The sequence below is a fragment of the Pseudomonas fragariae (ex Marin et al. 2024) genome (genome assembly GCF_059621105.1).
Window position 1 is genome coordinate 715,431 of record NZ_CM184369.1, and the last position, 20,985, is coordinate 736,415.

The window sequence follows — 20,985 nt, forward strand, 5'->3', positions numbered from 1 at the left end:
TGTGTTCGCAGCACGAGGATCATAAGGTTATCCATTCATGATCCTGGTTGTCAAAGTTGCTCTCTCTGATTTTCCCATTAATAGCTGGATACCGTATGCCGTCTTTTTGCAGCCCTGGCGTGATGAAGTGGCGCGACCTGATCATTAATCTTGTCATCAAGGAAATAAAAATCCGCTACATGGGCGCAACATTGGGCTTTATCTGGTCATTGGGCAATCCGCTGGTTGTCACGCTCACGTATTACACGGTGTTCACGTATATTCTGCCCAGTAGTCAGGACCGCTTTGCGCTGCACCTGGTGACAGGTATCGTCCACTGGATGCTTCTGGCACAAATTGTTTCGCAAAGCGGAGAGTGGCTGATCAATAACGGCAACCTCATTCGAAAGTTGCGGTTTCCCCGTCTGTTGCTACCCATTTCCGGGGCACTGGCAATCGTTGTTTTCTGGGCCGGCTGCATGCTCGTCTATGCATCATTATTTGCCGTGCTCGGCGGCGTCTTTTCGCGTGCGCTGTTGTTTTATCCGATTGTGCTGATCGCGTTCATGGCATTGATCATGGGCGTTGGTCTGGCACTCAGTGTCATCCAGGTCACCGTACGGGATGCCAAGCACTTCATCGACGTGTTTCTACCCTTGTTGTTCTGGCTCACACCCATTGTATGGGTGAGCTCATCGCTGCCCGTCGGTATCGCCAACATTGCGGCCTATAACCCGATAGGTCTGTACTTCAACAGCTTTACCAGCATTCTGCATGCCGGAGTCGTTCCAGAGCCCCGTGATCTGCTGCTGTGCGTGTTCATGGGCGCCGCGTCGCTGCTGGTGGGGTTGTTCATGTTCAGGAAGGTGGACAGCGTGGTGGAGTATTTATGAGTCGCGTCGTCATCAAGGCAGAAAACCTCACCAAACAGTTTGTTCTGCGCCACAACAGGGGCGGTTTGAAGAAGAAGTTTCTCGGGCTGTTTGACGCTCGATATCGTGAACGTGCCGAAACATTCACGGCAGTCAGCGATGTATCGTTCACCTTGCACAAAGGCGAGTCGCTTGCACTGGTGGGGCATAACGGTTCAGGTAAAAGTACCTTGTTGCAACTGGTTTCACGCATTCTTTTGCCGACCAGTGGGCGTCTGACCAGCGTGGGCCGGGTAGCACCGCTAATCGAAATAGGGGTGGGTTTTCACCCTGAACTGACCGGCGAGGAAAATATCTACCTCAATGCCAGTCTGTTTGGATTGAGTAACAAGGAAGTGCGTTCGCGCTTTAATGAAATTGTCGATTTTTCCGGGTTGGGAAACTTCATCGATACACCGGTAAAGAACTATTCGTCTGGCATGTACATGAGGCTGGGTTTTTCAGTCGCCGTTCATGTCGAGCCTCAGACATTACTGGCTGACGAAGTACTTGCGGTAGGTGACGAAGACTTCAAGCGCAAATGCCACGAACGAATTCGCATGATGCAGGATGACGGGATGGCCTTGATTCTTGTTACCCACGCAGTAGAAGAAGGTAAAGAGTTTTGCCAGCGTTACTTGACGCTTGAGCGTGGCCTGATGACCGAGCACGGTTATTACTGATTCATTGTTTCGCGATGCCATGCTTCCAGTCAACTTGGCCATCACTCAATTCATAAAGGTATTTCCATGTTGCAAATTATCGTTCCGATGGCCGGGGCCGGGAGTCGCTTTGCGGTTGCGGGCTACACCGATCCCAAACCGTTGATCCCTGTACATGGTGTACCGATGATCAAGGTCGTGATCGACAACCTGACGCCGGAGTGCCCGCACAGATTCATCTTTATCTGTCAGGCGGAACAGGTCGCCCGTTACGGGCTGAGGGAAAAACTGAATGCCTGGGCGCCCGGCTGCGAGGTCGTCGAACTCGGCGGCCTGACCGGGGGCGCTGCGTGCTCGGTGTATGCAGCAAGACACCTGCTCGACGACAGCCAGCAAGTGATGATCGCCAACAGCGACCAGTACGTCGATGTGGATATAAACGCCTATCTGCAGGCAATGAACGAGAGCGATGCAGAGGGTTTGATCATGACCATGAAAGCCAACGATCCGAAATGGTCTTTCGTGGGCTTCGGTGCAGCAGGCCTGATCGACCGTGTGGTGGAAAAAGAGGTTATCTCTGACGAGGCCACTGTCGGCATCTATAACTTTCGCCGCGCAGGTCAACTGATATCGGCCATCGAGGCGATGGTCGCGAAAGATCTTCGCGTCAATGGCGAGTTCTATGTCGCACCGGTTTACAACGAGCTCATCGGGCAGGGCGCCAAGGTCATTCATTACAGCATTGGTGCAGAAGGTCATGGCATGTATGGCCTGGGCATCCCGGCAGACCTCAACCAGTTCCTGTCGTTGCCGCTGAGCAGGCAGGCAGCCTCGGGAAAAGAGGCCTGAGATGCAGATCATCAGCCATCGCGGCTATTGGCTGCAAAAGCCGGAGCGCAATCTGCCCGAAGCTTTTCATCGATCATTCGACCTTGGCTTCGGCACCGAAACCGATGTCCGTGATGTGGCGGGCCAACTGGTCATTTCCCACGACATGCCCGCGGGCGGCGAGCTGACGCTGGATGGCCTGCTCGACATCATGGCGGGCCGCAACCTGCCTCTGGCCATCAACGTCAAGGCGGATGGCCTGGCACAGGCTCTCGCTGCAACCTTCGCCCGTTACGGCCATACCAACTGGTTCACCTTCGATATGGCGGTGCCGGACATGCGCAGTTACCTCAACGCCAACCTCACCACTTACACCCGTCTCAGCGATGTTGAGCCGTCGCCAGCCTGGCTCGAACAGGCAGCCGGCGTCTGGCTTGACGGTTTTGAGGGTGAGTGGTTCTCCAACCAGGTCATTGGCGATCTTCTTTCCCTGGGCAAGCGAATTTGTGTGGTGTCACCCGAATTGCACGGGCGTGATCATGACGCCCTGTGGCAGCAATTGCTCGAGTTCAGGTCGCAGGACCGTTTGACGCTGTGCACTGATCTTCCCGCAGACGCAGCCACTTTCTTCACGTGAGGCAATCATGATCAAGGCAGTGATTTTCGATATGGACGGTGTCCTTATCGACGCCAAAGAATGGCATTACGACGCACTGAACAAAGCGCTCAGCCTGTTCGGTTACAACATCAGTCGCCACGAACACCTCACCGCCTACGACGGTCTGCCCACCTCGCGCAAACTCGACATGCTGAGTGTCGAACGCGACCTGCCGGTTGCCTTGCACGCCTTCATCAACGAGATGAAGCAGCAGTACACCATGGAGATCGTTTACGCCCAGTGCAAACCGACCTTTGTGCATCAGTACGCGTTGTCGTCACTGAAAACGCTGGGTTACAAGCTGGCAGTGGCGTCCAACTCCATCCGCAACACCGTGGAGGTCATGATGAACAGGGCAGATCTCGACCAATACCTCGATCTGCGCCTCTCCAATGAAGACGTCAGGCATGCCAAGCCAGCGCCGGACATTTATACCAAGGCCATCAGCCAACTGGGTCTTCGGCCTGAAGAATGCCTCATCGTCGAGGACAACGAGAATGGCATCAAGGCCGCCAGAGACTCAGGCGCACATGTTCTGGTCGTGGCTGAAACCTGCGACGTAAACCTCAATAACATTCTTGGCAAAGTCGAACAGATCAACTTCGACAAGGCGGCTGTCCTGTGAGCGCGTTGAATATCATCCTTCTGACCGGCAGGCAGTCAGAGGCGCTGCACGATGAGGGCGAGTACCCGCACTACCTGTGCGAATACAACGGCAAGCCACTGATTCATACACTGATAGACAACTGTGCGGTACTTCAGCCGCGCAGGATGATCTGCACATTCTCGAACCACGATATCGCCCGGCTGCACCTTCGCAGCATGCTCCCGCAGATGCACCCGTCGGCCAGTGTTCTAGCGGTTCACAACGTCACCCGGGGCGCGGCGTGCACGGCGCTTCTGGCGAGCGAAGAAATCGACAACGATGACGAATTGCTGATTCTCAGTGTCAGCGACTTCCTGGATATCGAGCTGCAGGATGTAGTGCGCACGTTTCGGCAAAGCCATGAGGATGCCGGAGTGGTCATCTTCAATTCTCTGCACCCTCGTTATTCATTCGCGCGCCTGGATAGCGACTGCCGGGTTATAGAAGCTGCCGAAAAAAATCCGATCAGCTCAAACGCCATTGCAGGTGTGTACTGGTTCAAGTCCGGCTCGCTGTTCGTATCGGCGGCCAAGGAGATGATTCGCAAGGACGCCAGGGTCAACGACAATTTCTACATAGCTCCCGCCCTCAATGAGCTGGTGCTGTTGCAGAAGAGGATCGGCGCCTACCGGATCGAACCCAATCAGTACCGGCCACTGAAAACCGACAGTCAGCTCCACGCTTTCGAAGCAGGAGAAATGCGATGAAAACGGCCAGACTGGAAGACATGGTCAAAGGCTGGTTCGTGGGCGGATTCGAACCTGCAGTTTTCAGTACCGAGTCCTGTGAGGTCGGGGTCAAGACCTACAAGGCAGGTGAAAAGGAAGCGGCTCATTACCACAAGGTCGCCACCGAAATAACCTTGCTCATTGCCGGGTCGGTCAACATGCGCGATCAGGTCTGGCATGCCGGCGACATCATCGTTCTGGAACCGGGCGACATCACGGCGTTCGAAGCGCTCACCGATGCGACCACCGTTGTCGTGAAGGTGCCGGGTGCGCTTGCTGACAAGTACGTCGTCTGACCATGAAAACGACCCATCTGCAGCATCACCCAGGCCTCGGTTACATAGCGGCTGGCAATCTGCGCAGCCTCCCGGTGGGGCTACTGCTGCCCCATGAGTGTTCCAGCTTCATCTCGTTCCGCGCGCATCCGTTTCGCAAGCCTGAACGGGTGATCAGGAAACTGCATGCCGCACAGCGTCCGTTGTGTCTGTATGGGGCGGGTAGCTACTGTTTTTATGGTGTCCAGAGTGATTCGCCGCTGGCACCCCTGTTGCTGTGGGACGGTGCGCACTTTCTGAATGTTGGCGAAAAAATAACGGTCATCGAAGACACGCCTATCGAGTGTTATCTGGATCGTGATTACTTTGCGGGATCACTCAAGGTGATTGCGCGTTCGGCCAACTCGGTCACTTACAGGAAAGTATCCAGGCTGACTGCGGAATCTAACGATGATCTCGACAGCTGGACCTTCGGCATTCCTGTCGGTCCAGGCGACGCCACCGTTCTCAATGCCGTCGTGAAGCGCATTCTGGAAATTGACATCCCGCACAAGGAGATACTGCTGTGCGGCACACCGGGAAGTAATTTCGTCTATTTCGACAAGGTCCGCATCGTGGGGGAGGACATCACTGCCCCGCCCGTGCAGATCTGCAAGAAGAAAAACCGTCTCGCGCTGGAGGCCAGACACAGCAATCTGGTGATCCTGCATGACCGCGTCTTTCTGCCAAAACACTTCGGGGAAGTTGTCCGCCGCTTTGGCCCGCGCTATCCGTTGATGACCTTGCAAAGCATGTTCTTCGATAACCGAATCAGCATGCACCCGCGTCGCTACTCGGATTACGGCATGGCCATGGACGAGGTCGCTCAGGGGCTGCTGGGGCTGCACCGCACCAGCGGTAATGCTCAGTCCATTGCGCCGTCAATATTCCCGGACGTCGACCGGACCGGGTTCTGTTTCGCCAGCCCGATGCGCTACAACAGCGACGCCAGCTACCCGACAGGCAGCCTCTACATTTGTCGCAAGGATGTCTGGAATGCCTGCCCGCTGGACGAGTCCCTGCACTGGGTGGAATACGAAGACATCGAGCATGCACTACGCGCATCCCGGGCAGGTATTCCAAATCGGATCAACCCTTTTGGTATCACTCAGTCGGTGACCTCCCGGGCGCTGCTGGGTGGCAAGGGCTCAGTCGAATCGGCTAACGGGCGCCTTGAGGTGTCCGGGCCTTGCTATGTGTCCCTGCTTCAAAAGAAACCTCTTTTCAATCTGTCTGCCGAGGCCGCATTGGCCAGACTGCAACAGTTCGGGGACAAATACCTGGCCAATCCATCGGCGGTTGTCATTCCTACCGGTCTTGATCGCATCTCTGTTCGAGTCTGGGTCGAACTGATCGATCGCGTGGCCCAGCAGTCCAGCTTCAGAAATGATATCGACGCAGTCAGAGAATTTCTCGCCGACTTCGAGAGGCTCATGCTGTTCGACCAATTGACAGAAACCCGTCAGGAGTTTCTGGTCAATCGCTTCCTCACAGACCCTGTGCTGGCCAAACAGACGCTGATCACGCAAAGCTGTGAGGTACGCAATATGTTGCGTCAACGCAGTACGCAGACCTGGTTCGTCCGCCAGCAGGATGACTACTTTCACCACAATCTTCTTTCGCTCCCCGGCATTCTGATTTCTGCGATTCGTGTGTACAGAAATAACGGGAAAATCTTCTATTTTGAAAGCCTGTGGGCTGCTGTGAAGGCCGTCTACAACTCCACACCTTTCAAGTCCTACATCCAGGGGGCGAAGTGAAGGTATTCGTCGTTTCTCATCTGAGCCCCAGCCCCTCCAGTCATCAGTTGATCTGTCAGCTGGCGCACATTCAGCACGAGCACAGAAAGACCGTTCCCGTGCTTGTGATTGATGACCGCTACAACCTGAGCGAACTGCCCGTCAGCGATCTACCGACGGAACACGCCCTGTTCAGCCTGGAGGATTTTCTTCACGACAATGGTTTGAGCGGCATTGTGGCGAACAGAATTGCCCGGCACATGGATAAAGTCGAAAGCGACTGGGTGCTGATTGATTTTGGCCAGCATGACTCGGCTACCTGCATGGACTTCATCCAGAAAATTGCTCGTTACAACTATCTGAGCGCGAGGCTGCGAAAGCGAAACCTCGTGATCATGGTGCCCGCCATGCATCTGGGCATTTATTCGCGAACCCTCAATGCGTCGTTCAACAATTTGCCGGCAAGCACAACCGCCTCAGCCCGTTCCGTTCAGATCAGAAGGTTATTGATGGTCACTCGTCTTGAGCGAGTACTGATAAGTCTTCCATTGCTGGCGGGCATTCTGCGTCGAATACGGCGTGTTGCTCTGCGCGTCTTTCGGCGTGTTGCAAGATCCCATTGACCGATCTGCCGCTAGCCGTCGGTAGCAGGCGCTTCTCATTACAAGGTTAAACACATGCCTCATCTTGTGGCCGTCGATTCCAGAAAAATCAGCGTGGTTATTCAGGGCCCCCTGTATCGCAACCTGAGTTCCAAACGAAACATCTTCGCCTGCATCGCGTCGATCCGGACGCACCTGCCAGATGCCGAAATCATCGTTTCGACCTGGCGTCATGAAGATACGTCCGGTGTGAAGGCGGACCAGATCGTCATGTCGGATGATCCGGGTGCCTTCGTCGATGACGCCGGTAATCAGATCAACATCAATCGCATGCTGCGATCGACGTTATGCGGTATTCAGAGCGCTTCAAGACCCTATGTCATGAAAATGCGCGCCGATCACAACCTGACCAGCGCTGCACTGGCCGTCATAGGCCAGTCTGATGATACCGAGCCGGGCGAGACACAACTGTTCGACACGCCCATCACCACCACGACGCTTTATATTCGCGACCCTGAACGGTTGCCGATGTTGTTCCACATATCGGATCTCGTTCAATTCGGCACGCGCGACGCGATGCTCGCCATGTGGGAGCAACCCCTGTTCGAAAGGGAAGCGCTGTTCAACGACAGGCCGTCTCGCAACCCGTTTGGCAACTTCATTGGCTACACATCCGCGCGCCTGGTGAGCGAGCAGGCACTGATGCTGGGTGTCATGCACAGGAAGGGCATCGACGCCCGGCTTGCGCGGCCCTGCGAGGTAGGGCTGAGCAACCTGAAATTATGGGACAACGTCTTGAGACGCAACTTCAGAGTCCTCAACCACTGCGAGGCTGGCGTCGACTTCCCGGAACGCTTTCTGACCAGCCGCCGCGTATTGACCACACTCTACAAAGCCTCTGCGATAGAGCAATTGCAGAGGCTCGACCCGCAGGGCTACAGGCTGAGGATCGCGCGCATCTGGCTCAATCAATACCTGCTGACATGCCTGCGCCCCGGCTGGTGGGTGTCCTTTGCGACCATCGTACTGTTCAGCACTTCGCCAACCCTTGCCAAGCGCATCCGTTCGTATTGGCGCACGCTGAGGAAGGTCGCGCATGCGGAGTCTTATCGGGTCTAGTCATCTCGACCCCGAGTGCTTCCACGATGTTAACGAAGTGCGACTGTATCGATAATATTTGATGTTATTTCAAGTCGGTTACTTTATTCTCGCCGCGCTCTTCTGTGTGGCCAATCGCCACTTTTTTTGCGGCATGTACTCGCTACGCATGGAAGCGCCCCCAACATAAGGAATGAATCGTGAACGCTGTGATGTTTCGCAAGACCCTTCTCGCAATGGCTATGGCTGCAACTGCTGTTCCGGCTTGTGCTGAAACAGTCGAATTGACCAACGCTGGCTACAAGAGCGAGCGTCAGACCCATACCGGCAATCTCGAAATCAACGGTGCCTATTCGGGCAGTGCAGTTAAAGATGCGATCCAGCTAAGTGGTTCGACTATTGAAAAGGGTCTGATCCTCAACGCGAACATCAGCGGTTCCGGCAACTTTGCCAGTGGGGAAGCAGCCAAAGGTATCAGCCTTGAGGGGGGCAAGATTAACGGCAGCGTCATTAACCGCGGCCTGGTTGACGTTACTGGCCAAGGCGCGACGGCCCTGGATGTCGCCACGAGTCTGAAAGCTTTCGAAAACCATGGCAGCCTCTCCGCTAGCGGCACGGGGTCTCAAGGTCTTCGAATCGACGGGGTCACCTTGATAGGCAATAGTGCGGATCTGATCAATACGGGGACGATCCGCGGCGAGGGCGCTGCTATCGTGATGGGCACTACCAGGTTCGCTATGATCGGCGCTCAACCCTGGTACATAGAACGGGGCGACTTCAATATCTACAACGACGGTTCGATCATTTCCGCTGACAGGGCCATCGACGCCTCTAAAAGCAATCGTCCGGTCGAGCTGATCCTGAGAAAAGGCAGCGTCGTTGTCGGTAACCTGATCGACCTGAGCAATATCGAACTGGAAGGGGATACTTCCTTCACAGGTACTGACAGCCGTACGGATGGCTACAACATTCGCCTCAAGAGCGGCGGATCGGTTTACGTTGGCGGCAGCTCCGACAGTCCTACTACCATGACGTTCGAGTCCGCACACAGCAGCATTAATGGCGATCTGTATGTCGACGGCAACTCGGCGCTCAGCCTGAATCTGAGCAAGGCCACTGATACTAAAACCGCGGTGCTGAAAGTTACCGGCATTACTCAGTTCGAACCGGGAGCGCAAGTAAAGCTCGCGGCCAAGGGTGACGACTTCAGCGCCAACGGCACGGCTTACAAGCTTATCGAAGCCGGCAAGATCGAACTGCTGACCAAGGATGGAAACGCGGTCGATCCTGCCGGCAAACTCGATGTGGTCAGTACCTCGGCGCTGCTTAAAATCGACAGCTATACCGTTGACGGCAAAAACGTGGTGGCTGTGGTCACCGCCAAGGGCAGGGAAGAGGTCGCTCAGGTAGTTGCCGACAACGGCGGTTCAGTTAATGAACAGACGACACTGGTCAACCTGACTGGCGATAGCATCATCAGCAAGCTGAACGACAGCGATGCGTTCAAACAGCTTTTGTTGAATGCTGACGGGGGGCAGCTCGCCAAGCTGGCCTCTCAGCTGTCGCCGGAGGTCAACGGCGGGGCCAGAAGCGCCGCTACTACCAGCCAAGGCCTGATCAGCAATGTAACTGGCAGCCGCACCAGCTCGATACGCGGTGCTTCCTCTGGTGAGGGCTTCAAAGATGCAGGTGTCTGGGTCCAGTCGCTTTACAGCGACGCCACTCAAGGCCAGCGTGACGGGATTGCGGGCTACAACGCGTACAGCAGCGGCGTCGCTGTGGGGGCTGACGGCAAACTCAACGAAAACCTGACGCTGGGCCTGGCCTACAGCTTCATCAATACCGACGTGAATGGCAAAAGTGGCAACAAAACCGAAGTCGACAGCCATGCATTCACGTTGTATGGCGGCTTCGAGCAGGGCAATTACTTTGTCGACACAAGCCTGACTTACGGCTTCAATGACAATCAGGGCAAACGCAGCATCGCCGGTACACGTGCCAAGGCCAATTATGACAGTGACCTGCTGGGGCTGAATCTGGTGGGCGGTTACACCTATCACGTCAGCCCGCAAGTCCTGGTCGAGCCGCGCGTGGCGGCGCGTTACAGCCAGGTGAATATCGACGGCTATCGCGAGAAGGGTTCGTCAGCTGCGCTGAAGGTCGAAGATCAGCGTTATGAAACCATTGAGTTGGGTGCAGGCATGCGCGTGGCTGGCAGCTTCCTCTTGGGCGCCGGAACGCTGGAGCCACAGGCCAAGCTGATGGCCTACCACGACTTCGCCGCCGACGAAGCGCAGAGCACGTCCACCTTTTTGCTCGGCAGTACACCGTTTGTAACCAGCGGTGCCAAGGCTGTGCGTGACAGTTACGAAGCGGGTGTGGGTGCCGACTACAAACTGGGTGCAGTTACACTGGGCGTCAACTACGACTACATCGGGAAATCGGACTTCGATGCCGATGTGTTCTCCGCAAAAGTGCGTTACGACTTTTGATGTGGAGTTACCGCCTCGGTCGAAAACGCTTGGGCGGTATCCTTGCCGTTGTGATGGCGCTGCTGTTGAGCGGTGCCATTGCCGGTTGTCAGTCGCCGCGCGCTGATCTACAGCAATTGGCGGAACAGCATGGCCGACGGATGCAGATTCTGTCGGCTCAGCCCCTTCCACTGGCGGCGCTATTACCGCCAGAGACTTTCAGGACGAACCGTCTGCGAGTCTATCTGGAAGGCGACGGTCATGCCTGGGCCACCGCCACTCAACCCAGTCTCGACCCGAGCCCACGCAAGCTGCTCGTCGCGCGGCTGGCAATCAACGATCCCACTCCCAGCGCCTATCTTGCGCGACCTTGTCAATTCATCATGGGCCCGGCCTGCAACTCTGCACTCTGGACCAGTCGCCGCTTCTCCCAGGAAGTGGTCACCAGCCTCAGCAGCGCGCTGGACCATATGAAACAACGTTACGGTAATAACGAGTTCGAGCTGATTGGTTATTCAGGTGGCGCAACCCTCGCGTTGCTGCTGGCTGGACAACGAAACGACATCACCCGGATCCAGACCATCGCAGGCAATCTCGCCCCGAATCAGTGGACCCAGCTAAAAGGACTTTCGCCTCTCACTGGATCGTTGGACCCACTCGATTACATTCAGCGCCTGGCCTTGATACCCCAGCGTCACTTGTCGGGAGCGCGTGACGAAATGATCCCGACTGAACTTGCAACGCTTTACAGCAGGCAACTGGGCAGCGGCGCGTGCAGTCAGTTGATTATCCTCTCGGGACCGAGTCACGAAGACGGGTGGGAAGAGGTCTGGACGCTGTGGAGAGGGCGGGACTTAGAAGTCTGTCCGTGACAGTCTGTGGTTGAGCAGAACGTACGGCATCTCACACGTTACGCAAGCGTTCATCCAGCATCTCCAGCAAAGCTTGCTGACTCATCGAAGCCTGCCTGGCATAGCACGAGACCAGCAGCTCAAGCGGATGAATTCCGATCCTGGTCGCGAGCTGGTCCAGCTTCTCAAGCGTCGGGCTCTTCAACCCGCGTTCGATCTCGGACAGATAAGTCCTGCCACTGACCCCGACAAAATCCTCCTGCGTGAGACCCTTCGCTTCGCGCGCTTCTTTCAGTGCTGCTCCGATTGCGTTGCTCAGATCCATGGCGCTGCTGTCGCGATCTTCAATCATGGCGAGCCATCGATTCCAGCTTACTGAGCAACGCATATGGATCAGTCCCGATCCCCCGACAGACATCCATGAACTCAATGACATCGAGCCTGCGCTCGGCATTCTCTGTCTTTGAGACAAACGACTGCGGCCGCCCTAGCCTGACGGCTAATTCTTTTTGCGTCATACCGGCTGCGTTGCGCGCTTCCAGCAAAAGATCAAGCAACGCCTGGTAGCGAGCATTATGGATGGTTTTCACTTGGGCACGCCGTCTGAATAGTCCGGCTACCTAAATAAACCCGATTTGGGATTATCCCAAAATAGGTTTTTCGATTAAGATATGTACCTCAAGGATGTACGCACACGTTCAAGGAGGTCTTATGAAAATCAGAAAAGCCCAGTTGCTGCGCCGTAGGCGTCTTTACCTTGGCTTGTCGCTTACGCGAAACCTATGTCCACAATGTCGTGCGCTAAAGCAACGCTCTAACGCCACCTCATCCGCCCCAGTACCTGATGTCATGACCCAGTGCCAAATCGTCAGCGCAATGTATGCCTATCTCATGACCAGCTGGGAAGAACTGCCCGAACAGAACAAGCGTGCGCTTGGCTTCGATTCAATCGTGGGCGATGAAGAGGAAGAGGCAGCGCTGAATCGATTGGCAACGCTGTTTATGGAGTATGCGGATGTTTCCCTGCGCAGGGCGCTGGTGGCGCGGCGGAGGCGTTTGGGGGAGGGAAAGTGATTGAGCGCCGAACGCGACATCTCAAAGAGTTATTCCCGAACCTGAGGGACTGGTCAGCCAGCAATCTCAAATACCCGCGCTTCTGTGCACCGCATTGCCCGGATCTTCGATTTGGTCAGCGAGCTGATGACCAAACTGAACAGCGCCGTAGAACGCGATAGCTATGCCTGGCAGACTGTTATGCTCTGCTGCAGCACGCTGGGGCAAAACGTCACGAACCGACCAGTTGAAATGAGCGTTGTCTTTGCAGTGGACTGCTATTTTGATAGTCAAAACAGAGCGTAGATGAGACCTAGGGGGCGGCTATCTCTGGACTGAGATTGCTGGCAGTCAACCGCTTTAACGCAATGCCGAGAGCTTGATCATCGAACAGCCTACTTTTCCGAGCCGCCGCACCTGCGCCTCCATCCCAATGTTTCAATGCTTCGCGCACTGCCGGAACCGTTGGAGAAACTCCCGACTTACTCAATAACCAGTCAACCGTCGCCAACAGCTCCATGCCGAAAGGCGACTCAAAGCCGTCAATCAGCTCTGCTGTGCACTCCAGGGCTTGGGAATATTCCTTGGCCTCTGTTTTCAGATAGGTTTGCAGAAAAGCCTTACGGCCCTCGTCAAACCAGATCACGTCGTTAATACCTGCGTCGCTGATGCGTTTATCGCAATGCAGGTAGCTGCCATCGAGATTGTCGAGCAGATGCTCAAGGCGATTGGCGTATGGCCCATATTTGTGGGCTACAAATTTGAGATCCAAGGGGTTCTTTGCGCTTGGCAATTGTTCTATCGAACGCTCCAGAAACCAAGCGAGCTTCTGAATCTCAAGCAGGCTACATTCCATGCCCAAAACCCAGTAGCGCCGAACGAGTTCGGCGATGAGTGCGCGTGCAGGCGTCAGCTTCTCGACACCGCTGCGCTTCGCGACATTCAGATATTGATCGGTGGGTTCAAAGACAAGTACATCGACATCCAGATTACTCAAGACATCAACAATCTGCTCACGGACCTCTACCCATTTCAAACCGCCATTACCAGCACCGAGAGGTGGAACTGCTACGGATTTGACTTGGTTATCGATCAAAAAGCGGCGCAGGTCCCGTAAGCCTTCAGTTATCCATGCCATCTGCGAGGGGGAACGCCAGTGACGCTTGGTAGGAAAATTCACTATCCAGCGCGGCCCGTCCAGTTCGTTGACTGTCGTTACGTGAACCTTTCCGGTCTCTACCTCACCAGCCTTGCACGCCGCCGAATAGAGGCGGTAGTTTTCGGTAAAGCGCTCCTTGAACATCAGTGCAATGCCTTTTCCCATCACGCCTACCGTGTTCACCGTGTTCACGAGAGCTTCGGTATCTGCTTCCAGCAGATTGCCTTGGGTGAATCTGATCATTGGAAATACCATCCCGGGCGCGCGTGGACAGGCAAGGTCAGACCTCTGGCGGCAACGTCTTGCTCAATACGTTCTTTCGTTGCATCGTCGTAGCACATGATGCCAAGGAGTCCTGTGATCGGTAGGTGATGGTGAATGAGCGCTTCGGCCTGATAACGCTCCATCCTACGTGGATCATCAGCATCGCGCTTGAAATCGCGTCGCTGGATTATAGACCAGTCGACCCGGTCAAGATCTGCCAGATCGCTGTAGTAGTCGGTCCAGTCGGGATAGGCATGTGCGTTGGTGAAGACGAAAGCGAGACCGAGATGTTCGGCGCGGGGAAGGCTTGAGACCAGAATCACTATCTCTTCATTGCTACGCTGCTGAACGCTCCACCCGGACTGGATGTTTTTCATCATCACAGAGAAAGGTGTGAAGTAGAACGGCACGTAGTCAGACAATACGCCCCCGGGAGCAAGGGGAACAACGCGGTTGCGGCGTTTGTCGATCAGGTCGGTGTTGCCGATGTTCACATAATACGGTGCCTGCACGTCGGAGCTGGCGCAATGTAGGCCGTTATCCAGAATCCAGGGCAGATTATCGCGATGGACGATCCGCCAAATCAGAGCTTTTTCTGGATTCAGACTGCGATAAATCATCTAAGAAACATTCCCCTGTTCACCCCGAGCTGCACATTAAAACCAGCGTCGCGCATTTTAGCCCCGCAGAAGGCCTCAATCTCGGCATTCGAAACAAAAATCTTGAAGAAATCTTGAGGGGAAACAATATTGGGCGATAGGCACTCTGCCATGCAGACGCTTTTACATTCGGCATCATGATAGTCCCTTACATTCATGACGGCCCAATTGATAGCTTCGAAGCCTTCGGCATAGTCGAGTAGCTGAATGGCATGATTAGCTAGTGGGTGTTGAGGGATGATCTTCCAGCGGTTTTTGAGCGCGAAGTTTCGATGAATCGTGATCACGGCAAATTGAAGGTCAGGCGCTGCTGCGCTGGACGCTTCCTTGTGCTGGCGGAGATTCATGTTGCTTAAGATAGCGAATATCCACTGTCCAGCCGCAGTAAGAAAACTGTCGGCATTAAAAAGCCGGCTTGTGGCCGGCTTCTCGTAGGCGGTTCTGATCTATTTTTGATAGACCGCAATCGCCTTCAACAGATGCGCCTCTTGAAGAAGCGCGAATAGGCAACAGGGCAAACGGATCACATGCCCCGTTCAAACACCGCATCGCATGACTGCGTCGTGTGCTCTGGATGGCGAACAGGATACTGAACTTCGCCTTCCATGCCCAGCCCGAATGCCTTTCAGCCGTAAACGCCTCATAACAGCAGCATGGCATTGCGTCGGCTGTTCAGTGTCGACCACCAGAATATCCAGCCCAGAATCCGTATTTTCTCCCGGTCGATGTCTTCGGCGCTGAACAGTTCGTCCGGGTATTCGGCGTCGTTGTGGCTGCGCAGGCGCAGGCCGCCGTTGGGCAGGCGGTAGAGGTAGCGGACGCGCAGGATGCCGCCGTGTTCGAGGGCGTAGATTTCGCCGTCGATGACCTGGGTCAGCTCGCGGTCGACGCCGAGGATCGAGCCATCCTGGATCTTATCGGCCATGCTGTTGCCGACCATGGCGACGCACATGCAGTTTTTCGGGTCGATGCCCATGTTCTGCAGGACTTGCAGGGGCAGGCGGATTTTCTGTCCGGGGGCTTCGGCGAGGACGGTCTTGCCGACGCCGTGGGTGGATTCGGCTTCCATGAAAATCTGGATTTCCACATCGCCGCGCGACACGTTTCTGGCCTGATGAATGATGACGCGGGTATCGCCGCCGGTGTTTTCATTGGCGCATTCGTTAGGGTGTTTGGGGCCTTCGCCGGTGCGCAGCCAGCGGGCGTTGACGGTCAACAGTTCAGCCACCTCGTCAATCCGCGCCATGGGCACGCCGCGCTTGAACCAGTTATTGACGTGTTGCGGCGTGATTTTGCGGTTGGCGGCAAAATCAGTCGCTGTGAGATGGCACTCCCGAAGGAGGATGCGGAGTCGATCACCTGATGTATTCATAGTGGCGAAGTCTACGGGCGTCGCCGGGGCGTTTAAATGAACGAGGTGTTGACGTCGACGTTATCCCAGGGTGGGCGTGGCTATCCGGACTACGGATGGAATGAATGTCGTGTAGGTGGATTCCGTAATAGCGCTTTTGCGGCTAAACGACGTAGTGCGCGTTTACCCCCGCTATACGGGCCTTAACGAACTGTTCATTGAATGTCTAAAAGCCGGGCACATTTTTAAACGTGCGAGTTGCAAAAAAGATGGATTGTGTTTCGGCGAGCGAGGTGTTCGGGGAGGTACAGCGAGGAGGGGGACGCGTGTTTCAGGGCACGGGTGTGGCGTGCCCTGAAACGCCAATCGATGATCAGCCTTTGTACGCTGCAACCGATTTGGTGATCTCGGCACGGGCAGCGTCAGCGTTGCCCCAACCTTCGATCTTCACCCATTTGCCTTTTTCGAGATCCTTGTAGTTCTCGAAGAAGTGCTTGATCTGCTCGAGCAGCAGCGGCGGCAGGTCGGTGTACTCTTTCACGTCGACGTACAGCTGGGACAGCTTGTCGTGTGGCACTGCGATAACTTTGGCATCGCCGCCGCCGTCGTCAGTCATGTGCAGGATGCCGACCGGGCGTGCGCGGATAACCGAGCCAGGGGTAACCGGGTATGGCGTTACCACGAGCACGTCCAGCGGGTCGCCGTCGTCAGCCAGGGTGTTGGGGATGAAACCATAGTTGGCCGGGTAGAACATCGGGGTGGCCATGAAACGGTCAACGAACAGGCAATCGGAATCTTTGTCGATTTCGTATTTGATCGGCGCGTGGTTGGCCGGGATTTCGATGGCGACGTAGATGTCGTTCGGCAGGTCTTTACCAGCCGGAATCTTGCTGTAGCTCATTGGGCATTGCCCCCCTGGTTGAACAGACAGATTGTGGCGCGAACCGCCATAAAGTGGTCCGGATTATAGGCATATTCTGTTTTGGTTGCCACGCATGGCCTTGGAGGCCGTCAGCTGTCCCGGTATGCCGGGTCCTGTTGACGCAGCAGGTCGAGCCGCGCCAGGGTGTCCTGACGGTAGAACGCTTTCAGTTGTTCGTAGACGGCCGGGTAACTGCCGTGCAGCAGGTCGGGCGCGCTGAAGAAGTATTCGCTGGTCACGGCGAAGAACTCGGCGGGGTCTTCGGCGGCATAGGGGTCGATGGCGGGTTCTGCGTCGGGGTTGTGGTCCAGTTGCCGGTTGAGATCATCGAACGCGCTTTGCATGACGCGGGCCCACTCGGTCACCTGCATGTCGCTGTGCAGCGGCGGCAGGCCATTGGCGTCGCCGTTGAGCATGTCGAGCTTGTGCGCCAGTTCATGGATCACCAGGTTGTAGCCATCCCAGCCGCCGCTGCTCAATACGCCGGGCCAGGCCAGAATCACCGGGCCCTGCAGCCAGGCTTCGCCGCTGTGCTCGCCATCCCACTCGTGTTCGACGCCGCTGGCATCGCGATGGCGCTGCGGGCTGACGAAGTCGTCGGGGTACAACACGATTTCGTGAAAACCCTGATACCAGTTCAGTTCGCCGAGGTTCAGCAGCGGCAGCTGCGCCTGGGCGGCGAGGAACAGCCGACGCTCGTCATCCAGATCAACGCCCGGCAGCGCGCTGAGGTGTTTGTCATGCAGAAACAGCACGCAGGCGTCACGCAGTTGCGCGTGCTGCCCGTTGCTCAGGCCATCGAGGATCGGCAGACGTGCGCAGACGTTCTGCCATAGCTCTTCAGCAACCGGGTGTCGGGCCAGCGTGCGCTGCCTGCGCCAGTGGCTGAATGACCACATGATTCAGCGCGCGTCGACCGGACGCGCGCTGCGGCTGCGCACTACGCCAATGACCATCGGCACCAGCGACAGCAGGATGATTGCCAGTACCAGAAAGGTCAGGTTGTGCTTGATGAATGGCACGTTGCCGAAGAAGAAGCCCAGTGTCACCAGGCTGCCGACCCACAGCACCGAGCCCAGCACGCTGAAGCCCACGAAGCGCGGATAGGACATTCTGCCGACGCCCGCGACGAAGGGCGCGAAGGTGCGGATAATCGGCAGGAAGCGCGCCAGCGTGACGGTCTTGCCGCCGTGGCGTGCGTAGAAATTCTGGGTGCGCAGCAGGTAGTCGCGGCGGAAGATTCGCGATGACGAATTGCTGAACAGTTTTTCGCCGACCGTGCGGCCAATCACGTAGTTGGTGCTGTCGCCCAGAATCGCTGCGAGCATCAGCAACCCGGCCAGCAGGACCGGGTCCATGCCGCCGCCAGCAGCCACGGCGCCAGCGATGAACAGCAGCGAGTCGCCCGGCAGGAAGGGCATGATCACCAGTCCGGTCTCGCAGAAAATCACCAGAAACAGAATCGCATAGACCCATGTACCGTAGTTGGTCACCAACAGGTCAAGGTAAACGTCGAGATGCAGAATAAGGTCGAGCGGGTTGAATTCCATTAAGGCACCTGAGGCGAGAACCCTGTCCGGGGTCGCATGCGGAAGAAACGACTGCGCGGCATTATAGAAGCAGAATGCGCAGAAGGGGTTTTGGAATAAACGGCGGGGTTGAACGGGAGGGAGCAGTACAGCCTTGAGGAGGGAAGAGCAGGCCGCAATGTTCATCCGGGCTTATGCCGCAAGCCGGGAGGGTTACGCGAATCTGCCCGGCGGCTGTGAACGGCATAAGCCAGTGTGGTGCCTAGTGTGGCGCGGCAGGGCCGTCGAGCAGGAAGTTGCCGATGGGTTTGTCTGAATGATCGCCAGCGCCGTCTGATTCCAGAGTCTGCAGTTCAGCCTCGTCTTTCAGGTTGACCCCGGAAATCTGCCGCCTGCAGGCCTCGCGCATCAGGTACAGCAGCCGATGAGCGGCCATGCCGTAGCTCAAGCCTTCCAGGCGAACATTGGAAATACAGTTGCGGTGCGCATCGTTCAGCCCGACCTTCGGCGCGTAGGTGAAGTACAGGCCCAGACTGTCGGGGGAGCTGAGGCCGGGGCGCTCGCCGATCAGAATGACCACCATCTTCGCACCGAGCAGTTCACCGACCTCATCGGCCACGGCGACGCGGCCCTGCTCGACCATGATCACTGGCGACAGCGACCAGCCTTCGGCGCTGGCCTGTTCTTCCAGGCGAATGAGGAACGGCACCGCATGCCGATGCACCGCCAGGGCGGACAGACCGTCGGCGACGACTATCGCCAGATCGAGACCGCCCGGATGAGCTTCGGCGTAGTCGCGCAACGTCTGCGCTGATTCGTCATTCAGGCGACGGCCCAGGTCCGGGCGCTGCAGGTAGCTGTCCCGGTCGGCGGCGGCGCTGTGCAGCAGCAGGGTTTCACGACTCTTTTCCGTCAGTTGTGCGCTGATCGCGGCATGGTCGAAGGCCAGATGCACCGCGTCGCGTGCCTGCGCATGGGCGGCTTGAAAGTCCAGCTGCGCAGAGGTCGGCAGGCTGGTGCCGGTACGCCCCAGCGCAATACGCGCAGGGGTCAGGCGGCGCAGTTCCAGCCAGGGATTGGCGGGGGCGGCGCTGTCTTGTAGTTCGTTCATCGGCTCGTCACTCATGCTAGATGCGCCAGCGCCTGACGGAAGGCTGGCGGCAGGCTGTCGCCGAAGCGCACACGGCCGTCGGCCTGGGTGAAGATGCCCATTTTTTCCAGCCAGGCTTCGTATTCCGGCGCAGGACGCAGGCCCAGGCTTTGCCTGGCGTAAAGCGCGTCGTGGAACGAGGTGGTCTGGTAGTTGAGCATGATGTCGTCGGAGCCGGGGATGCCCATGATGAAGTTGATCCCCGCGACGCCCAGCAGGGTCAGCAGGGTGTCCATGTCGTCCTGATCGGCCTCTGCGTGGTTGGTGTAGCAGATGTCACAGCCCATCGGCACGCCCAGCAGCTTGCCGCAGAAGTGATCCTCCAGACCGGCGCGGATGATCTGTTTGCCGTTGTACAGGTACTCGGGGCCGATGAAACCGACCACGGTGTTGACCAGAAACGGGTTGAAATGCCGGGCGACGGCGTAGGCGCGGGTCTCGCAGGTCTGCTGGTCGACGCCATGATGCGCGTTGGCCGACAGCGCGCTGCCTTGTCCGGTCTCGAAATACATCAGGTTTTGCCCGAGGGTGCCGCGATTCAGGCTCAGGCCCGCTTCATAGCCTTCCTGCAACAGCTTGAGGCTGATGCCGAAGCTGGCGTTGGCGGCTTCAGTGCCGGTGATCGACTGAAACACCAGGTCGACCGGCACGCCACGGTTGATCACTTCAATGGAGGTGGTGACGTGGGTCAGTACGCAGGACTGGGTCGGTATTTCATAGCGCTGAACAATGGCGTCGAGCATTTCCAGCAGGGCGACGATGGACGAGGTGCTGTCGGTGGCCGGGTTGATGCCGATCATGGCATCGCCATTGCCGTACAGCAGACCGTCGAGCACGCTGGCGGCAATGCCGGACGGGTCGTCGGTCGGGTGATTGGGTTGCAGGCGTGTCGACAGCCGGCCGCGCAGGCCCATGGTGTTACGGAAGCGCGTGACCACGCGGATTTTCTGCGCCACCAGCACCAGATCCTGCACGCGCATGATCTTTGAAACGGCGGCGGCCATTTCCGGGGTCAGGCCGGGGGCCAGTGCGCGCAGACTGGTTTCGTCAGCCTTGTCGCTGAGCAGCCAGTCGCGAAAGCCGCCGACTGTCAGATGACTGACTGGGGCGAACGCCAGTTTGTCGTGGGTATCGATGATCAGCCGGGTGACTTCGTCCTGTTCATAGGGAATCAGGGCTTCTTCAAGAAAGTGCTTGAGCGGAATATTCGCCAGCGCCATCTGCGCAGCGACCCGTTCGCCGTCGTTCTGCGCAGCGACTTCGGCCAGGTAATCACCGGAGCGCGCAGGACTGGCCTTGGCCATGACTTCTTTGAGGCTGTCGAAGCGGTACGTCTGCGCACCGACAGAATGGGAAAAGCTCGCCATACAGATTCTCCATGACGTCGCGCTGTTCGCGTCGGACGTGGTCT

Annotated in this window: 24 protein-coding genes; 13 read left to right on the forward strand and 11 right to left on the reverse strand. The window is 56.8% G+C overall.

All coding sequences use genetic code 11. The features are described 5' to 3' along the window. The first annotated feature begins 95 nt into the window (after positions 1-95). From AC54XV_RS03110 to AC54XV_RS03165, 12 genes are all read left to right on the forward strand, one after another. Positions 96-872 carry an ABC transporter permease gene (locus AC54XV_RS03110; RefSeq protein WP_024640887.1) on the forward strand — a complete coding sequence of 259 codons (777 nt, stop codon included), beginning with the start codon at positions 96-98 and terminating at the stop codon, positions 870-872. Continuing rightward, entirely contained in the window at positions 869-1,573 is a 705-nt protein-coding gene (locus AC54XV_RS03115; protein WP_024640888.1) for an ABC transporter ATP-binding protein, read from the forward strand. Before AC54XV_RS03110 ends, AC54XV_RS03115 begins: the two co-directional genes overlap by 4 nt. 66 nt (positions 1,574-1,639) lie before the next feature. Continuing rightward, on the forward strand, positions 1,640-2,401 hold the full coding sequence (locus AC54XV_RS03120; RefSeq protein ID WP_024640889.1) for a glycosyltransferase family 2 protein: 762 nt from the start codon (positions 1,640-1,642) through the stop codon (positions 2,399-2,401). Between the two features lies 1 nt (position 2,402). Continuing rightward, positions 2,403-3,017, forward strand: coding sequence for a PI-PLC domain-containing protein (locus tag AC54XV_RS03125; RefSeq protein WP_496717843.1), 615 nt, complete (start codon positions 2,403-2,405; stop codon positions 3,015-3,017). 7 nt (positions 3,018-3,024) lie between these two features. Beyond that, complete coding sequence (locus AC54XV_RS03130; RefSeq protein ID WP_024638277.1) at positions 3,025-3,663, forward strand: HAD family hydrolase; 639 nt, start codon at positions 3,025-3,027, stop codon at positions 3,661-3,663. Then, entirely contained in the window at positions 3,660-4,391 is a 732-nt protein-coding gene (locus AC54XV_RS03135; RefSeq protein WP_024638276.1) for a glycosyltransferase family 2 protein, read from the forward strand. Before AC54XV_RS03130 ends, AC54XV_RS03135 begins: the two co-directional genes overlap by 4 nt. Next, positions 4,388-4,708 carry a hypothetical protein gene (locus AC54XV_RS03140; protein ID WP_024638275.1) on the forward strand — a complete coding sequence of 107 codons (321 nt, stop codon included), beginning with the start codon at positions 4,388-4,390 and terminating at the stop codon, positions 4,706-4,708. Before AC54XV_RS03135 ends, AC54XV_RS03140 begins: the two co-directional genes overlap by 4 nt. A gap of 2 nt (positions 4,709-4,710) precedes the next feature. Beyond that, positions 4,711-6,486 carry a hypothetical protein gene (locus tag AC54XV_RS03145; protein WP_496717846.1) on the forward strand — a complete coding sequence of 592 codons (1,776 nt, stop codon included), beginning with the start codon at positions 4,711-4,713 and terminating at the stop codon, positions 6,484-6,486. Beyond that, positions 6,483-7,088, forward strand: coding sequence for a hypothetical protein (locus tag AC54XV_RS03150; protein ID WP_011266517.1), 606 nt, complete (start codon positions 6,483-6,485; stop codon positions 7,086-7,088). Before AC54XV_RS03145 ends, AC54XV_RS03150 begins: the two co-directional genes overlap by 4 nt. 54 nt (positions 7,089-7,142) lie before the next feature. Beyond that, entirely contained in the window at positions 7,143-8,186 is a 1,044-nt protein-coding gene (locus AC54XV_RS03155; RefSeq protein WP_024638272.1) for a WavE lipopolysaccharide synthesis family protein, read from the forward strand. A gap of 191 nt (positions 8,187-8,377) precedes the next feature. Continuing rightward, the gene (locus tag AC54XV_RS03160) at positions 8,378-10,657 is read left to right on the forward strand and encodes an autotransporter family protein (protein ID WP_496718908.1); all 2,280 of its coding nucleotides are present in this window, start codon (positions 8,378-8,380) and stop codon (positions 10,655-10,657) included. Continuing rightward, a complete protein-coding gene (locus tag AC54XV_RS03165) occupies positions 10,657-11,508 on the forward strand; it encodes an alpha/beta hydrolase (protein WP_024660346.1) in 852 nt (283 codons plus the stop codon). The genes AC54XV_RS03160 and AC54XV_RS03165 overlap by 1 nt, the downstream gene beginning before the upstream one ends. Before the next feature lie 31 nt (positions 11,509-11,539). On the opposite strand, the gene AC54XV_RS03170 is transcribed toward AC54XV_RS03165, so the two are convergent. Together AC54XV_RS03170 and AC54XV_RS03175 are read right to left on the reverse strand one after the other, a co-directional pair. Then, positions 11,540-11,812 carry a helix-turn-helix domain-containing protein gene (locus AC54XV_RS03170; RefSeq protein WP_060400227.1) on the reverse strand — a complete coding sequence of 91 codons (273 nt, stop codon included), beginning with the start codon at positions 11,810-11,812 and terminating at the stop codon, positions 11,540-11,542. A gap of 19 nt (positions 11,813-11,831) precedes the next feature. Next, positions 11,832-12,077 (reverse strand): helix-turn-helix domain-containing protein, encoded by a 246-nt coding sequence (locus tag AC54XV_RS03175; RefSeq protein WP_060400217.1) that lies wholly within the window; start codon positions 12,075-12,077, stop codon positions 11,832-11,834. Between the two features lie 121 nt (positions 12,078-12,198). Here AC54XV_RS03175 and AC54XV_RS03180 point away from each other — a divergent pair, with 121 nt between their 5' ends. Continuing rightward, positions 12,199-12,561: a hypothetical protein gene (locus tag AC54XV_RS03180; RefSeq protein WP_024650731.1), complete on the forward strand. Its 363-nt coding sequence runs from the start codon at positions 12,199-12,201 to the stop codon at positions 12,559-12,561. 292 nt (positions 12,562-12,853) lie between these two features. Here AC54XV_RS03180 and darG read toward each other — a convergent pair whose 3' ends face one another. The 9 genes from darG to AC54XV_RS03225 form a co-directional block, all read right to left on the reverse strand. Beyond that, complete coding sequence (gene darG, locus AC54XV_RS03185) at positions 12,854-13,942, reverse strand: type II toxin-antitoxin system antitoxin DNA ADP-ribosyl glycohydrolase DarG (RefSeq protein WP_024650730.1); 1,089 nt, start codon at positions 13,940-13,942, stop codon at positions 12,854-12,856. Beyond that, positions 13,939-14,583, reverse strand: coding sequence for a type II toxin-antitoxin system toxin DNA ADP-ribosyl transferase DarT (gene darT, locus AC54XV_RS03190; protein WP_024641059.1), 645 nt, complete (start codon positions 14,581-14,583; stop codon positions 13,939-13,941). The genes darG and darT overlap by 4 nt, the downstream gene beginning before the upstream one ends. Continuing rightward, positions 14,580-14,969 (reverse strand): DarT ssDNA thymidine ADP-ribosyltransferase family protein, encoded by a 390-nt coding sequence (locus AC54XV_RS03195; protein WP_024650728.1) that lies wholly within the window; start codon positions 14,967-14,969, stop codon positions 14,580-14,582. Before AC54XV_RS03195 ends, darT begins: the two co-directional genes overlap by 4 nt. A gap of 293 nt (positions 14,970-15,262) precedes the next feature. Beyond that, on the reverse strand, positions 15,263-15,994 hold the full coding sequence (locus tag AC54XV_RS03200) for a LexA family transcriptional regulator (RefSeq protein ID WP_004409537.1): 732 nt from the start codon (positions 15,992-15,994) through the stop codon (positions 15,263-15,265). A 352-nt stretch (positions 15,995-16,346) separates the two neighbouring features. After that, on the reverse strand, positions 16,347-16,874 hold the full coding sequence (gene ppa, locus AC54XV_RS03205) for an inorganic diphosphatase (protein WP_003317259.1): 528 nt from the start codon (positions 16,872-16,874) through the stop codon (positions 16,347-16,349). 110 nt (positions 16,875-16,984) lie between these two features. Next, a complete protein-coding gene (locus AC54XV_RS03210) occupies positions 16,985-17,794 on the reverse strand; it encodes a M90 family metallopeptidase (protein ID WP_496717852.1) in 810 nt (269 codons plus the stop codon). A gap of 3 nt (positions 17,795-17,797) precedes the next feature. Beyond that, entirely contained in the window at positions 17,798-18,445 is a 648-nt protein-coding gene (locus AC54XV_RS03215; RefSeq protein WP_004407930.1) for a DedA family protein, read from the reverse strand. 241 nt (positions 18,446-18,686) lie between these two features. Continuing rightward, entirely contained in the window at positions 18,687-19,550 is an 864-nt protein-coding gene (gene eutC / locus AC54XV_RS03220) for an ethanolamine ammonia-lyase subunit EutC (protein WP_431191787.1), read from the reverse strand. Next, positions 19,547-20,941 (reverse strand): ethanolamine ammonia-lyase subunit EutB, encoded by a 1,395-nt coding sequence (locus AC54XV_RS03225; RefSeq protein ID WP_004407936.1) that lies wholly within the window; start codon positions 20,939-20,941, stop codon positions 19,547-19,549. The genes eutC and AC54XV_RS03225 overlap by 4 nt, the downstream gene beginning before the upstream one ends. Between the last annotated feature and the right edge of the window lie 44 nt (positions 20,942-20,985).

What these genes read in the sequence shown, in the direction of transcription:
- AC54XV_RS03155 (WP_024638272.1), top strand. Translation starts at nt 7,143, where the DNA reads ATGCCTCATCTTGTGGCCGTCGATTCCAGAAAAATCAGCGTGGTTATT.
- AC54XV_RS03125 (WP_496717843.1), top strand. Translation starts at nt 2,403, where the DNA reads ATGCAGATCATCAGCCATCGCGGCTATTGGCTGCAAAAGCCGGAGCGC.
- AC54XV_RS03195 (WP_024650728.1), bottom strand. Translation starts at nt 14,969, where the DNA reads ATGAATCTCCGCCAGCACAAGGAAGCGTCCAGCGCAGCAGCGCCTGAC.
- AC54XV_RS03215 (WP_004407930.1), bottom strand. Translation starts at nt 18,445, where the DNA reads ATGGAATTCAACCCGCTCGACCTTATTCTGCATCTCGACGTTTACCTT.
- AC54XV_RS03180 (WP_024650731.1), top strand. Translation starts at nt 12,199, where the DNA reads ATGAAAATCAGAAAAGCCCAGTTGCTGCGCCGTAGGCGTCTTTACCTT.
- AC54XV_RS03165 (WP_024660346.1), top strand. Translation starts at nt 10,657, where the DNA reads ATGTGGAGTTACCGCCTCGGTCGAAAACGCTTGGGCGGTATCCTTGCC.
- AC54XV_RS03225 (WP_004407936.1), bottom strand. Translation starts at nt 20,941, where the DNA reads ATGGCGAGCTTTTCCCATTCTGTCGGTGCGCAGACGTACCGCTTCGAC.
- AC54XV_RS03110 (WP_024640887.1), top strand. Translation starts at nt 96, where the DNA reads ATGCCGTCTTTTTGCAGCCCTGGCGTGATGAAGTGGCGCGACCTGATC.
- AC54XV_RS03210 (WP_496717852.1), bottom strand. Translation starts at nt 17,794, where the DNA reads ATGTGGTCATTCAGCCACTGGCGCAGGCAGCGCACGCTGGCCCGACAC.
- darG (WP_024650730.1), bottom strand. Translation starts at nt 13,942, where the DNA reads ATGATCAGATTCACCCAAGGCAATCTGCTGGAAGCAGATACCGAAGCT.
- AC54XV_RS03140 (WP_024638275.1), top strand. Translation starts at nt 4,388, where the DNA reads ATGAAAACGGCCAGACTGGAAGACATGGTCAAAGGCTGGTTCGTGGGC.
- eutC (WP_431191787.1), bottom strand. Translation starts at nt 19,550, where the DNA reads ATGAGTGACGAGCCGATGAACGAACTACAAGACAGCGCCGCCCCCGCC.
- AC54XV_RS03120 (WP_024640889.1), top strand. Translation starts at nt 1,640, where the DNA reads ATGTTGCAAATTATCGTTCCGATGGCCGGGGCCGGGAGTCGCTTTGCG.
- AC54XV_RS03170 (WP_060400227.1), bottom strand. Translation starts at nt 11,812, where the DNA reads ATGGATCTGAGCAACGCAATCGGAGCAGCACTGAAAGAAGCGCGCGAA.
- AC54XV_RS03130 (WP_024638277.1), top strand. Translation starts at nt 3,025, where the DNA reads ATGATCAAGGCAGTGATTTTCGATATGGACGGTGTCCTTATCGACGCC.
- AC54XV_RS03200 (WP_004409537.1), bottom strand. Translation starts at nt 15,994, where the DNA reads ATGAATACATCAGGTGATCGACTCCGCATCCTCCTTCGGGAGTGCCAT.
- AC54XV_RS03115 (WP_024640888.1), top strand. Translation starts at nt 869, where the DNA reads ATGAGTCGCGTCGTCATCAAGGCAGAAAACCTCACCAAACAGTTTGTT.
- AC54XV_RS03145 (WP_496717846.1), top strand. Translation starts at nt 4,711, where the DNA reads ATGAAAACGACCCATCTGCAGCATCACCCAGGCCTCGGTTACATAGCG.
- darT (WP_024641059.1), bottom strand. Translation starts at nt 14,583, where the DNA reads ATGATTTATCGCAGTCTGAATCCAGAAAAAGCTCTGATTTGGCGGATC.
- ppa (WP_003317259.1), bottom strand. Translation starts at nt 16,874, where the DNA reads ATGAGCTACAGCAAGATTCCGGCTGGTAAAGACCTGCCGAACGACATC.
- AC54XV_RS03160 (WP_496718908.1), top strand. Translation starts at nt 8,378, where the DNA reads ATGTTTCGCAAGACCCTTCTCGCAATGGCTATGGCTGCAACTGCTGTT.